Here is a 13040-nt window from a genome sequence, read left to right as displayed (position 1 = left end):
TCAGCAGCTTCTTCGCTTCGCTCATTCCTGCAACGATGGAGATTGGCGAAACCCTGCGTGACGTCCAATCTCCCCCCTTGTGGGGGAGATGCCTGGTAAGGCAGAGGGGGGCGCTGTCCCGCCGTCATCTCGGTCGTTCCGCCCCTCAATCCACAAATATCAGCGCTGGCGTCTCAATCAGCGCCTTGATCCGCTGCACAAACACCGCCGCATCCCAGCCGTCGACCACCCGGTGATCGAAGCTCGATGACAGGTTCATCATCTTGCGCGGGATGAACTGGGTGCCGTCCCAGACCGGCCGCACCATCATCTTGTTGACGCCGACGATCGCCACCTCAGGATGATTGATGACCGGCGTCGTCGCCACGCCGCCCATGGCGCCGAGCGAGGTGATGGTGATGGTCGATCCCGACAGCTCGTCGCGGCTGGCCGTGCCGGACTTCGCCGCTTCGGCCAGGCGGTTGAGCTCGGCCGCGCAATCCCAGAGGTCGCGCGCCTCGGCGTGCTTGACCACCGGCACCACCAGGCCCGACGGCGTCTGCGCGGCAATGCCGATATGGACGCCGCCATGCTGATGGATGATGCCGGCCTCGTCGTCGAACAGCGCGTTGATGTTGGGCTGGTCGGCAATCGCCTTGACCATCGCCCGCATCAGGAACGGCAGCAGCGTCAGCTTCGGCCTCTCCACACCCTTGCGCTTTTCCTTGTTGAGCGCCGCGCGCAACTCCTCAAGTGCTGTGACGTCGATCTCCTCGACATAGGTGATGTGCGGGATGCGTGACTTCGCCAGCGACATTTTTTCGGCGATCTTGCGCCGCAGTCCGATGACCTTGATATCCTCGACGCTGTCATTGCGCGCCAGACCCGACGCCTTCGCTACCTGCGGTCCGCGTGCCAGGAATGCCTCGATATCTTCGTGGCTGATGCGGCCGGCAGGGCCGGTACCCGACACCTGGCGCAGATCGATCCCCGCCTCCTTCGCCCTGAGCCGGATGGCGGGCGACGCCAGGGGCTTTTCGCCCTCCGGGCGCGGCGCGCCGGAGGGTGCCGCACCTTTAGATGTCGGCGCAGCACCCCCACCCTTAGCCCCTCCCCACAAGGGGGAGGGGGATTCAGTCTCAGCTGCCCGTGCGCTTTTGGCTGCTGGTGCAGGTGGTGGCGACTTGGCGTCGGATTTCGTGGCCGAAACGCCTCCCTCTTGTGGGGGTCCGGAGGACGGGCGAGACCCGTGGCTCGCCCCGGCAGGGGTGGGGGTCGGTGCCGCCGTGACCTCTGACGATTTCGAGCCTTCGGCGACATTGCCCTCCCCCGCCACTTTCAGCCGCACGATGGGCGAGCCGATCGCCACCGTGTCGCCGATCTCGGCGCCCAGCCACAGGATCTCGCCATCGACCGGCGAAGGTATTTCCACCGTCGCCTTGTCGGTCATCACGGCGGCGAGCAAAGCGTCCTCGCGCACGAGGTCGCCGACCTTGACGTGCCATTCCACAAGTTCGGCCTCGGCGACGCCTTCACCGACATCCGGCAGCTTGATGATGTGTTCGCCCATCCCTAGGCTCCCATGGTTTCGAGAAGCGCGCGGCCGACACGGGCCGGCCCCGGGAAATAATCCCATTCCTGCGCATGCGGGTAGGGCGTGTCCCAACCGGTAACGCGCGCCACCGGCGCTTCCAGATGGTAGAAACAATTTTCCTGCACCAGCGCCGACAGCTCGGCGCCGAAGCCGGAGGTCAGTGTCGCCTCGTGCACGACGACGCAGCGTCCGGTCTTCTTCACCGAAGCGACTATCGCGTCGAGATCGAGCGGCAGCAGGGTCCGCAAATCGATGATCTCGGCATCGATGCCGGTTTCTTCCACGGCCGCCTGCGCGACATAGACCATGGTGCCGTAGGCGAGCACGGTGACGGCCGAGCCCGCCCGGCGGATCGCCGCCTTGCCGAGCGGCACCGTGTAATGGCCGTCGGCGACCTCGCCCAGTTCATGCTTCGACCATGGCGTCACCGGTCGGTCGTGATGGCCATCGAACGGTCCGTTATAGAGCCGCTTCGGCTCCAGAAAAATCACCGGATCGGGATCCTCGATCGCCGCGATCAGCAGCCCCTTGGCATCATGAGGATTGGACGGCACCACCGTCTTCAGCCCCGACACATGGGTGAACAGCGCTTCCGGGCTCTGGCTGTGCGTCTGGCCGCCAAAAATGCCGCCGCCGGTCGGCATGCGGACAACGATCGGGCAGGTGAAATCGCCGTTCGAGCGGTAGCGCAGGCGTGCTGCTTCCTGCGTCAGCTGGTCGTAAGCCGGGTACATGTAGTCGGCAAACTGAATTTCCACGCATGGCTTCAGCCCATAGGCGGCCATGCCGATGGCGGAGCCGACAATGCCGGATTCGTTGATCGGCGCATCGAAGCAGCGGCTCTTGCCGTACTTCGCTTGCAGGCCTGCCGTGCAGCGGAAGACACCCCCGAAGAAGCCGACATCCTCGCCATAGACGATGACGCGTTCGTCGCGCGCCATCGACACGTCCATGGCGTCGCGGATCGCCTCGATCATGGTCCGTCTCGGCATGGTCAGACTCCCGCCTGCTGGCGCTGGCGCCTGAGATGCGGCGGCATCTCGGCAAACACGCCCTCGAACATCTCGCGCGTCGACGGCTTGCCGCCGGCATGCAGCGTGCCGTGGCCTTCAGCTTCCTTCTGCGCCGCGATCACCGTCTCGAGGATTTCCGCTTCGGCCTGGGCGTGACGCTCGTCCGACCAGACGCCGCGTTGGATCAGATGGTTCTTCAGCCGCATCACCGGATCGCCGAGCGGCCAGGCGTCGGATTCCGTCTTCGGCCGATAGGCCGACGGATCGTCCGAGCTCGAATGCGCGCCGGCACGGTAGGTGACATATTCGATCAGCGTCGGCCCGAGATTCTGCCGCGCCCGCTCCGCCGCCCATTTGGCCACGGCATGCACGGCGAGATAATCATTGCCGTCGACGCGCAGCGCCGGAATGCCGAAGCCGAGTCCGCGCGCGGCAAAGGTGCCGGAGCCGCCACGCGCAATGCCTTGAAACGTCGAGATCGCCCACTGGTTGTTGACGACGTTGAGGATGACCGGCGCCTTGTAGGTTGAGGCGAACACCAGTGCGGAATGGAAATCGGATTCGGCCGTCGAGCCGTCGCCGATCCACGCCGCCGCGATTTTCGAATCGTTGCTGATAGCGGAAGCCATCGCCCAGCCGACCGCCTGGATGTATTGCGTCGCCAGATTGCCGGAGATCGAGAAGAAGCCATGCTCCTTCGACGAATACATGATCGGCAGCTGCCGCCCTTTGAGCGGATCGGCCTCGTTGGAATAGATCTGGTTCATCATCGTGACCATCGGATAGCCGTCGGCGATGAGCAGGCCGGCTTGCCGATAGGTCGGGAAATTCATGTCGCCTGGCGCCAGCGCCTTGCGGAAAGCGCAGCTCACCGCCTCTTCGCCCAGATGCTGCATGTAGAACGAGGTCTTGCCCTGGCGCTGCGCCATCTGCATGCGCGCATCGAAGCTGCGCAGCGTCATCATGTGGCGCAACCCCTCGAGCAGCTCCTCGTCGGTGAGCAGCCCGGCCCACGGCCCGACCGCCTCACCGGTGCGGTTGAGCACACGGATGATCGAAAACGCCATGTCGCGGATGGTGCGCGGATCGACATCGATGTCCGGTCGCGGCACCGAGCCGGCCTTGGGGATCGGCACGTTGGAGAAGTCGGGCGTTCCGCCCGGCCGCACTTCCGGCTCCGGCACATGAAACCGCAACATCCCAGCATCGGTCATGACCATGGTCCTCCCATTTGCCTGGCGTCGATATTTGCACATCCGCGCGCCCGGCACAGCGCCAATTCATGGGGCGCCGCAACCCATCCGGCGTCACGGCCGGCAGGCGACCGCAAGATGCAGATATGTCGGCGAAATTTCTTGTCGATGTTGGGGAGCGGCGCGCAATTAGGCGCAAAGTTTTGCAGGATTTCCAGCAGATAGTCACTTCACGGCCTCCGGGAGAGATGAACGCATCAAGGTCGGCGAACTGGCGCTTTCCTCTCCCCCGTCGATCGGGGGAGAGGTGTCGAGCGAAGCTCGACGGAGTGGGGGTCGACCCTTGGGCGCTAGGCAACGCTTGAGATAGTGCCCTTCCTTTGTCCGTTCGCGGCGATTGCCAGGTGGTTCCCCCACTCCGTCTCGGCTTCGCCGAGCCACCTCCCCCCCCTCCGGAGGGAGAGGAAGGGCAATAGGGTCTCGAACTCTCTGGAGAACGTTCACTCCGCCCTCTCCCCATGCTAACCACCGCTAATGGCGCAGAAAAAAGGATACGAAGTCGATTCGTGGCTGGCGAAGCCGGACGCGCGCATATCGATCGTCCTGCTTTACGGACCCGACCGCGGCTTGGTCGCCGAGCGGGCCAAAGCCTTTGCCGCGAAAACCGGCCTGTCGCTCGACGATCCGTTCTCAGTCGTCCGGCTCGATGGCGCGGAGGTCGATCGCGACCAGGGCCGGCTGCTCGATGAAGCCCGCACCGTGCCGATGTTCTCCGACCGGCGGCTTCTGTGGGTGCGAAATGCCAGCGGTCAGAAGGCGCTGGCCGACGACGTCAAGGCGCTGACGGCGGAGCCCGCGCGCGACGCCATCATTCTCATCGAGGCCGGCGATCTCAAAAAGGGCGTCGGGCTGCGCGCCGTGGTCGAGGCGGCCGACAACGCCATGGCGCTGCCTTGCTATGCCGATGAAGCCCGCGACATCGACAGCGTCATCGACGACGAGCTGCGCAAGGCCGGCATGTCGATGGCGCTCGATGCGCGCCAGGCGCTGCGCCGCAATCTCGGCGGTGACCGGCTGGCCTCGCGCGGCGAGATCGAAAAGCTGGTGCTTTATGCCCACGGCCAGAAGGACATCAGCCTCGACGACGTAAGGGCGATGTCCGGCGACGTCTCCGGCGCCTCCTTCGACGACGCGGTCGATGCTGTGCTGGAGGGCAGGATCGGTGACTTCGACACCGCCTTCACCCGCCACTGCCTGTCCGGCGGCCATCCTTTCCTGGTACTGTCCTCGGCGATACGGCAGCTGCAGCAGCTTCAGGTCATGCGCGGCCAGATGGACACCGCCGGCCGCAACGCCGCCTCGGCAGTGGCCGGCGCCCGTCCGCCGGTGTTTTTCTCGCGGCGCAAGCTGGTGGAGAAGGCGCTGGAGCGCTGGAACGTCGAGGCGCTCAGCCGCGCGCTGAACCGGCTGCAATCGGCCGTGCTGCAGACGCGGCGAAGGCCGGATTTGTCGGAAGCGCTGGCGCGTCAGGCGCTGCTCGGCATTGCGGTGGAGAGCGCGAGGCTGGCGCAGCGGTGATCTCCCCCCTTGAGGGGGAGATGTCGCCAAAGGCGACAGAGGGGGTCGCGGCGCGTGGAGCGCTGGCGCCTTTCGCAACGACAAACGAGGTCGGCGCTTGATGGGAGACGACCCTTCTGGCCTGCCGGCCATCTCCCCCTCAAGGGGGGAGATCAGCAGTTAGATCCCTTCGGCAATCGCCAATAAAAAGAAGGGCAGGCAACCGCCAAGCCCTTTCTTCATCCTAAGCCAGAACTTCATTCGCCGGCTAAATATGGCGCAACCCCAACCCTCTACCGCTCGTCCTTCAACCGCCGGCATAGCTCGTCGAGCTGCTCCAGACTGCGGTAGTCCACGCGAATCGCGCCGCCTTTGCCCTTGTGCTCGATGGTCACGATCATGCCGATCGTGTTGGTCATCAGCCTTTCCAGCGCCAGCGTGTCGGCATCCTTGCCCGATGCGGCGTGTGCTGGTTTTGCCTTGGGCGGCGTGCCGCCCGCCGGCATTTGCGCCAGCGCCTCGGCCTGGCGCACCGAAAGCCCTTCTTCGACGATCTGCTTGGCTAGCCCGGCGGGATCCTGCGCCGTCACCAGCGTCCGGGCATGGCCGGCCGACAGCGCGCCGTCGACCAGCATGTCGCGGATCACGTCGGGCAGCTTCAGCAGCCGCAGCGTGTTGGCGACGTGGCTGCGGCTCTTGCCGATGACATTGCCGAGGTCGGCCTGTGTGTAGCCGTGGTCGTCGATCAACTGCTGGTAACCCAGCGCCTCTTCGACCGGGTTGAGGTCCGTGCGCTGCACGTTTTCTATGATCGCCAGTTCCAGCGCTGTGCGGTCGTTGACGTCGCGCACGATGATCGGGATCTCGGTCAGCCCGGCTCGCTGCGCCGCCCGCCAGCGGCGCTCGCCGGCGATGATCTCGTAGCGCCCGGCCTGCGTGGGCGAAGGCCGCGCCACCACCGGCTGCACCACGCCATGCTCGCGGATCGACTGCGCGAGATCGGTGAGGTCGGCGTCGCCAAAGTACCGGCGCGGGTTTTTCGGGTTCGGGCTCAGGAACTCTATCGGCACCTTGCCGTCGGCATTCAGGCCTGGCTTTTCGGCCGCTGCCGGGCGATCTATTTCGCCGATCAGCGCCGCCAATCCGCGGCCCAGTCTCTTTCTCGAAAGGTCTTCGCTCATCTCAATTCCAGATTCTTGATCGTTTCGGTAACGGATCGGCTTTGTTTATCGATCCTGCCTAATCAAGCAGCGCGCAATTTGCGCTCGCGGCGGATCACTTCGGACGCCAGCTGCAGATAGGCCTGGCTGCCCGAGCATTTCAGGTCATAGAGGATTGCCGGCTTGCCATAGGAGGGCGCCTCGGACACTCGCACATTCCTAGGAATGATGGTCTCGTAGACCTTGTCGCCCATATGTGCCCGCACGTCCTGCACCACCTGGTTGGCGAGGTTGTTGCGGCCGTCATACATGGTCAGCACTATGCCCTGGATGATCAAGTCCGGATTGATCGAACGGCGCACCTGCTCCACCGTTTCCAGGAGTTGGCTTAGCCCTTCCAGCGCGAAGAACTCGCACTGCAGCGGCACAAGAACAGAATCGGCTGCCGCCATTGAATTCAAAGTCAAAAGGTTGAGCGAGGGCGGGCAGTCGATCAGCACATAGCCGAACGGCGCACCGCGCTCGGTGGCGGCGCGCAGCGCGTTGCGCAGCTTAAGCACGCGATCCGGTGCCGAGGCGATTTCCATCTCGATGCCGAGCAGATCGAGCGTCGACGGCACGATCGACAGGCCGGGCACCGCCGTTGGAATGGCGGCCTCTTCCAGGCCCAGTTCGCCGGTCAGCACATCGTAGGAGGAGACGGTGCGGTCCTTGCGGTCGATACCGAGACCCGTCGAGGCATTGCCTTGCGGGTCGAGATCGACGATCAGCACCTTTTCGCCGATCGCGGCCAGCGCCGTGGCCAGATTGATGGCGGTGGTTGTCTTGCCGACGCCGCCCTTCTGGTTGGCGACGGTGATAATGCGAGGTCCGGTTTTCATGGGTCTGTGCCAGGTATTCATGTGGGCCAGGTATTCATTGCGTCGCCAAGGTTGCGAAGGAGAGCTTACGCAGTCTGCAGATCGGTCACTTCGAGGATGACGCCATGGGCGTCGGTCATGCTCGGATGTTCTACCAGATCGAAAGCCCAGCGGTGAGTGCTTTCTTCCACCTCGGAGCGGTAATCCCGGCCTTTGTGGAACAGCGCCCGCGATCCCTTGGTCAGCCACGGCGCCGACAGATCGAGCAGCGCAGGTAGAGCGGCAAGCGCCCGCGCCGTGATGATTTCCGGTGAGGAAACAAGCGCATAGCTGTCGTCAATGCGCCGCGCGACAACCCGCGCCGGCAAGCCGAACTGGCCAATGACCGCCTGTAAAAACGACGCTTTCTTGCGGTTGCTCTCGACCAGATCGATCGACGCGCCATCGCGTTCGACCAGCAGGAAGGCCATTACCAGGCCCGGAAAACCGCCGCCCGAACCGAGATCGGCCCAGCGTTTGGCCTGCGGAGCGATTCGCGCCAGCTGCGCGCTATCCAGAATATGGCGGCCCCAGACATCGTCCAGCGTCGACGGCGCGGCCAGATTGATGCTGCGGTTCCATTTCAGGAACAACTGTTCGAACACCACCAACCGGTCGAATGTTTCACGTGAAACCGGTCCCGCGGCCTCTTGCAGGCTCGCCCATGAGGCAGCGCTCACGCAACGGCCCTTTGGGCAGCCGATTCGGCGTTGCGGACGTGCGCGACGATGATGGCCAGCGCCGCCGGCGTCATGCCTTCCATACGCTGCGCGTCAGCGATCGAACGCGGCTGACGCGTTAGCATCTTCTGCTTCAGCTCATTGGACAGGCCGGGAACATCGGCGAAATCCACCGACGCCGGGATCAACCGGCTTTCCTCGCGGCGGATCTGTCCGACATCCGCCTGCTGGCGATCAAGGTAAACCGAATATTTCGCTTCCGTTTCGAGCCGCTCAGCGGTTTTGACGTCGATTGCGCCAAAGGCCGGCGCAACACGGGCCAGCCAGGCTATATCGACGCCGGGATGAGCGAGCAATTCATAAGCGGAGCGGCGCACGCCGTCCCTGTTGATCTCCAGCCCATGCCGCGCCGCTTCGTTGGGCGTCATCGTCGTCGCAACTGCGAGTTCGCGCGCCCTACCAAGATCCTGTGTGACTTGATTGAACCGCTGCGTCCGCTCCGGCGACACGATACCAAGCCGATTTGCCAGAGGCGTAAGCCTTTCATCGGCATTGTCGGCGCGCAGCGATAGGCGAAACTCCGCCCGCGAAGTGAACATGCGGTAGGGCTCGGCAATGCCGCGGCTGGTGAGGTCGTCGACCATCACTCCGATGTAGGCTTCGGTGCGGCTGAGCACGATTTGGTCGTCGGCCGCCGCGTTGCGCGCGGCGTTGAGCCCGGCGAGCAGGCCCTGCGCTCCGGCTTCTTCATAACCGGTGGTGCCGTTGATCTGACCGGCTAGGAAAAGCCCCGCAATACGTTTGGCCTCAAGCGTCGGCTCCAACTCGCGCGGATCGACATGGTCGTATTCGATGGCGTAGCCGGGCTGCAGCATGGTCGCCCGCTCTAGCCCGGGTATAGTTTTGAGAATGTCGAGTTGCACATCCTCGGGCAGGGAGGTCGAAATGCCATTGGGGTAGACCGTGTCGTCGTCCAGCCCTTCCGGCTCGAGGAATATCTGATGACCTTCTCGATCGCCGAACTTGACGATCTTGTCTTCGATCGACGGGCAATAGCGTGGTCCGACCCCCTCTATCGAGCCGGAATACATGGCGGAGCGGCCGAGATTGGCGCGGATCAGCTCGTGCGTCGCCGGTGTCGTGCGCGTGATGCCGCAATGGATTTGCGGATTCTTGATTGTGTCGGTGAGCAGCGAGAACGGCACTGGATGTTCGTCGGCCGCCTGGCTTTCCAGCGACGCCCAGTCGATGGTGCGGCCATCGAGCCGCGGCGGCGTGCCGGTCTTCAGCCGTCCAAGCGCGAAACCGGCGCGGCTCATCGTCGCCGACAGGCCAAGGCTCGCCTGCTCGTTCATCCGCCCGGCGACAATCTTCCTGTCGCCAATGTGAATAAGACCGCGGAGAAACGTGCCGGTGGTCAGCACCACCGCGCCGCACACCAACCGGCGCCCGTCGGCCAGGCGCACAGCGGCGACCCGTCCATCCACGATGTCGAAGTCCAGAACCTCGCCTTCGACGACGTCGAGACCGTTCTGCTGCCGAATCGCTTCCTGCATGGCCAGCCGATACAGCTTGCGGTCGGCCTGCGTGCGCGGCCCGCGCACGGCAGGGCCTTTGCGGCGATTGAGCAGGCGGAATTGGATGCCGGCAGCATCGGCGATGCGGCCCATCAGCCCGTCCATGGCGTCGATCTCACGCACCAGATGGCCCTTCCCGAGGCCGCCGATCGCCGGATTGCAGGACATGACACCGATCGTGTCGAAGCGCAGCGTGACCAGCGCGGTCCTGGCGCCGGCGCGCGCGGCAGCGGACGCAGCCTCGCACCCGGCATGGCCACCGCCCACCACAACCACATCATAGCGATCGATCATTGTCCCTTCCAGATTCAGAGATTTCCCGACACATGTCCCCACAAGAGGACGCTGTCAAGGATTGCAGGTTGATTCGTTCACGTGGACCGGAGTGCTGAAAGTCGCAGAGGTGTTTCACGTGAGTCTAGGAGCAGCGAAGCCTCGTTTGGCGCTGCCCCTTATCTACCTTCCGGCATCTTCTCCCCATGAACGGGGACAATGAGGGGCGGTGCAGGCTTTCGGCCACTTGCCCTTTTGCCAACCGTCTCATTTCACGTGAAACACGCACTTGGGCGGCCCCCTGTGTTTCACGTGAGTCACTCACACAGCGCGCCCCCCTGTTTCACGTGAGTCACTTCCCAATGCAAAACTGCGAAAAGATCACGTCCAGCAGGTCCTCGACATCCACCGCGCCGACAATCCGGCCAAGCCGATCCGCCGCAAGACGCAGCTCCTCCGCCCGCAGCTCCTGGCCGCACTCTTGCCCCGACAAAGCCGAGATCAGAAAGCGCCTGGTCTCATTGAGCAGCTCCACATGCCGCAACCGAGACGGCAGGATGTCCCCGGCATCGCCGATAGCAGCCGCGGCGCGCCTGCCGATCTCAGCCAGCAGTTCAGCCAAACCAGTGCCGTCCACCGTCGATATCAACGCATCATACGCCTCTGATCGCGGCGAACCTTTCAAGAGATCGACCTTGGTGCCGATTCTCAAAGCCGGGGCCTCGACAGGCATGTTGCCGATCGCAGTAGGGTCCGCCAGATCTTCCAGCAACAGCACCAGGTCAGCCGTGTGCGCCTTGGCCCGCGCCTTTTCGATGCCGATCGCTTCGATCTTGCCGGGCGACTCGCGCAGGCCCGCGGTGTCGGTTACCCTGACCCGCACTCCGTGGAGATCCAGCACCACTTCGAGCAAGTCCCGCGTCGTGCCGGGCTCGTCGGTAACAATCGCCGCCTCACGCCTGGCCAGCGCGTTGAACAGGCTGGATTTTCCGGCGTTCGGTGCACCGAGGATGACAACCTCAAACCCGTCGCGGATGATCTCGGCGGCATGGAAGCCATCGACATGCCGGCCGATCTCGCCCACCATTGCGCGCACATCGGACCAGACCGTGTCCGAAACCGAACCGGGCACGTCGTCTTCGTCGGCGAAGTCGATTTCCGCCTCGATCATCGCCCGTGCATGGATCAGCCGACGGCGCCAGCCAAGATAGAGTTCGCTTTGCACTCCTTCGGCATTCTGCACGGCAAAGCGCCGCTGCGCTTCGGTTTCGGCATTGACCAGATCGGCCAACGCCTCCGTCTCAACCAGATCCAGCTTGCCGTTGAGAAGAGCCCGGCGCGTAAATTCACCAGGTTCCGCATGACGCACGCCGTCAAACCCGGCAATGATCTCCAGCATCTTGCCGGCCACGGCGCGGCCGCCATGGACGTGGAACTCGGCGACATCCTCGCCGGTAAAACTGTTCGGCCCAGGAAAAAACAGCACCAGGCCGTTGTCGATAAGCGAACCGTCCACCGTTCGGAGCTTGCGCAGGGTTGCAACCCGGTCCTTGACCTTACCACCGGCAACCGTTTCGACGACGAATCGAGTCTTCGGTCCGGAAATGCGGATGACAGCGATGCCGGCGGGCAGGCGCCCGCTGGAAAGCGCAACGATCGAATCGCCTGAAATCATTTGCCCTTCTCACCGGTCGCCTAGCTGTCCGGTCGACAATCCCACAGTGTCGCGGCCGTCATGAACCGGCTGTTCGTCAATATCAAGGTAAGGTCGATCGCGAGGAGCGGCCGGACATTACCAAATCTGTATAGCCGCCTCGTCATCCATGTGCGAGCAGGCGGGTCCTAATCCCGACGCCAAGCAGTTCTGGGCGGGCCAGCAAGCCCTACGGCAGGCCGGCAATGCCTGTTCCTGGCCCGGAACCGTGAAGCTGGAGCCCATCTCCCCATGAGGCAAGCCTCGTTCCGGTTGCGAATCGGAAATCCCGACCCGCGTCACGCCGATCGTCTCCGCGATCGGAACGGATGCGAATCGACTTAACATTGGCCAGTGGCATCCGGCCGCAGACCGGCAGACCGGAGCTATGTACCGGCTATCCTGCCCGTGGGGCCGGATCCGTAGGAACCGAGCCGCTGCTGCGACGCCGGTAGCTCAACCCGTGTTTCCGTCCAAGGCCGAAGGAAGCCGCGTCACATCAATGGATAGCGGCCGCGGCGCGAACAGCAAATCCTTGGCCGCGACCACCGCTCCGACCGTGATCAGGATGCAAGCAACAGCCACCGACCAGTGAAACACACCAAAGCCTGCCAGCAGAAGCACGATGACCGAGAAGAGGGGCGCCGCGTAGGAGAGGGCGCCGAGGATCATGATGTCGCCGTGCTTGCAGCCATAGTCCCAGGCGTAAAAGCCGGCGCCTAGCGGTATTACGCCCAAGATGACGATGGCGCTCCACTGCGTCGCCGTCTGTGGCCAGACGGTAGCCTCAAGCGTCAGGTGCAGCACCAAGGCGACCGCAGCCGTGATGAAGCAGTAACCGGCGACGACATCGGTCGGCACCTTGCCAAAGCGGCGCGATAAAACCGAATAGCCGGCCCAGATGAAAGCGCAGAACAGCGCGATGACATGCCCCTTCATCACACCATTGGCCAGTCCGATCGTGCCGCCCTTGGTGATCACCACAATGGCGCCGGCAAGGCCGAGCACGACGCCGGCGATGTGATGGGCCCTAAGCTTTTCTCCAGGCAGGAAGGCGGCAAAGACGACGATCAGCAACGGCCAGAGATAGGCGATCAGGCTGACCTCGACCGGCGGCGCCGACTGGATGGCGAAGAAATAGGCGCAGTGATAAATGCACAGCCCCGCTGTGCCGAGCGCCCAGACCTGCCACGGCTGGCGCAGCGACTTGGTCGCCGCCGGACGGACAAGCCAGCTCGACGCGCCGGCCAACCCGCCAAGCAGAAACGTCATCGCCGCCAGCTGAAAGGGCGGAATCGGTCCAGCCGCAGTCGAAAGCAGCGCCAGGAACGACCATGTCAGAATGGCCGAGAAGCCGATCAGGGTCGGGATTGTTTTCTTCATGCGGCCTCCGATCTTCGAGACGGGATTACTCGCATGACG

10 protein-coding genes are annotated in these 13040 nt (G+C 63.9%); 1 reads left to right on the top strand and 9 read right to left on the bottom strand.

Translation table 11 applies throughout. The features are described from left to right. Positions 1–145: 145 nt before the first annotated feature. The 3 genes from X771_RS154905 to X771_RS154915 are packed head-to-tail and all read right to left on the bottom strand — an operon-like array spanning position 146 to position 3800. The gene (locus tag X771_RS154905; protein WP_023687604.1) at positions 146–1549 is read right to left on the bottom strand and encodes a dihydrolipoamide acetyltransferase family protein; all 1404 of its coding nucleotides are present in this window, start codon (positions 1547–1549) and stop codon (positions 146–148) included. 2 nt (positions 1550–1551) lie between these two features. Continuing rightward, a complete protein-coding gene (locus tag X771_RS154910; protein ID WP_023687603.1) occupies positions 1552–2565 on the bottom strand; it encodes an alpha-ketoacid dehydrogenase subunit beta in 1014 nt (337 codons plus the stop codon). Between the two features lie 2 nt (positions 2566–2567). Further along, positions 2568–3800 carry a 3-methyl-2-oxobutanoate dehydrogenase (2-methylpropanoyl-transferring) subunit alpha gene (locus tag X771_RS154915; protein ID WP_023687602.1) on the bottom strand — a complete coding sequence of 411 codons (1233 nt, stop codon included), beginning with the start codon at positions 3798–3800 and terminating at the stop codon, positions 2568–2570. 513 nt (positions 3801–4313) lie between these two features. Between X771_RS154915 and holA the strand changes: the two genes are divergently transcribed. Beyond that, on the top strand, positions 4314–5357 hold the full coding sequence (gene holA / locus X771_RS154920) for a DNA polymerase III subunit delta (protein WP_023687601.1): 1044 nt from the start codon (positions 4314–4316) through the stop codon (positions 5355–5357). Between the two features lie 272 nt (positions 5358–5629). Here holA and X771_RS154925 read toward each other — a convergent pair whose 3' ends face one another. From X771_RS154925 to X771_RS154950, 6 genes are all read right to left on the bottom strand, one after another. Beyond that, positions 5630–6517, bottom strand: coding sequence for a ParB/RepB/Spo0J family partition protein (locus tag X771_RS154925; RefSeq protein WP_023687600.1), 888 nt, complete (start codon positions 6515–6517; stop codon positions 5630–5632). A 62-nt stretch (positions 6518–6579) separates the two neighbouring features. Next, positions 6580–7377, bottom strand: a complete 798-nt coding sequence (locus X771_RS154930) for a ParA family protein (protein ID WP_023672118.1) — start codon at positions 7375–7377, stop codon at positions 6580–6582. A 65-nt stretch (positions 7378–7442) separates the two neighbouring features. Continuing rightward, on the bottom strand, positions 7443–8075 hold the full coding sequence (rsmG, locus tag X771_RS154935; RefSeq protein ID WP_023687599.1) for a 16S rRNA (guanine(527)-N(7))-methyltransferase RsmG: 633 nt from the start codon (positions 8073–8075) through the stop codon (positions 7443–7445). Beyond that, positions 8072–9946, bottom strand: a complete 1875-nt coding sequence (gene mnmG, locus X771_RS154940; protein ID WP_023687598.1) for a tRNA uridine-5-carboxymethylaminomethyl(34) synthesis enzyme MnmG — start codon at positions 9944–9946, stop codon at positions 8072–8074. Before mnmG ends, rsmG begins: the two co-directional genes overlap by 4 nt. 331 nt (positions 9947–10277) lie before the next feature. Next, the gene (gene mnmE, locus X771_RS154945; RefSeq protein ID WP_023687597.1) at positions 10278–11600 is read right to left on the bottom strand and encodes a tRNA uridine-5-carboxymethylaminomethyl(34) synthesis GTPase MnmE; all 1323 of its coding nucleotides are present in this window, start codon (positions 11598–11600) and stop codon (positions 10278–10280) included. 474 nt (positions 11601–12074) lie between these two features. Then, a complete protein-coding gene (locus X771_RS154950) occupies positions 12075–13001 on the bottom strand; it encodes an EamA family transporter (RefSeq protein WP_023687596.1) in 927 nt (308 codons plus the stop codon). Between the last annotated feature and the right edge of the window lie 39 nt (positions 13002–13040).

Source organism: Mesorhizobium sp. LSJC269B00 (assembly GCF_000502815.1).
Lineage (GTDB): Bacteria > Pseudomonadota > Alphaproteobacteria > Rhizobiales > Rhizobiaceae > Mesorhizobium.
The sequence above is the reverse complement of the archived record's forward strand: the minus strand, read 5'-3'. Positions and strand labels throughout refer to the sequence as shown.

What these genes read in the sequence shown, in the direction of transcription:
- X771_RS154950 (WP_023687596.1), bottom strand. Translation starts at nt 13,001, where the DNA reads ATGAAGAAAACAATCCCGACCCTGATCGGCTTCTCGGCCATTCTGACA.
- mnmG (WP_023687598.1), bottom strand. Translation starts at nt 9,946, where the DNA reads ATGATCGATCGCTATGATGTGGTTGTGGTGGGCGGTGGCCATGCCGGG.
- mnmE (WP_023687597.1), bottom strand. Translation starts at nt 11,600, where the DNA reads ATGATTTCAGGCGATTCGATCGTTGCGCTTTCCAGCGGGCGCCTGCCC.
- holA (WP_023687601.1), top strand. Translation starts at nt 4,314, where the DNA reads ATGGCGCAGAAAAAAGGATACGAAGTCGATTCGTGGCTGGCGAAGCCG.
- X771_RS154905 (WP_023687604.1), bottom strand. Translation starts at nt 1,549, where the DNA reads ATGGGCGAACACATCATCAAGCTGCCGGATGTCGGTGAAGGCGTCGCC.
- X771_RS154915 (WP_023687602.1), bottom strand. Translation starts at nt 3,800, where the DNA reads ATGACCGATGCTGGGATGTTGCGGTTTCATGTGCCGGAGCCGGAAGTG.
- X771_RS154910 (WP_023687603.1), bottom strand. Translation starts at nt 2,565, where the DNA reads ATGCCGAGACGGACCATGATCGAGGCGATCCGCGACGCCATGGACGTG.
- X771_RS154930 (WP_023672118.1), bottom strand. Translation starts at nt 7,377, where the DNA reads ATGAAAACCGGACCTCGCATTATCACCGTCGCCAACCAGAAGGGCGGC.
- X771_RS154925 (WP_023687600.1), bottom strand. Translation starts at nt 6,517, where the DNA reads ATGAGCGAAGACCTTTCGAGAAAGAGACTGGGCCGCGGATTGGCGGCG.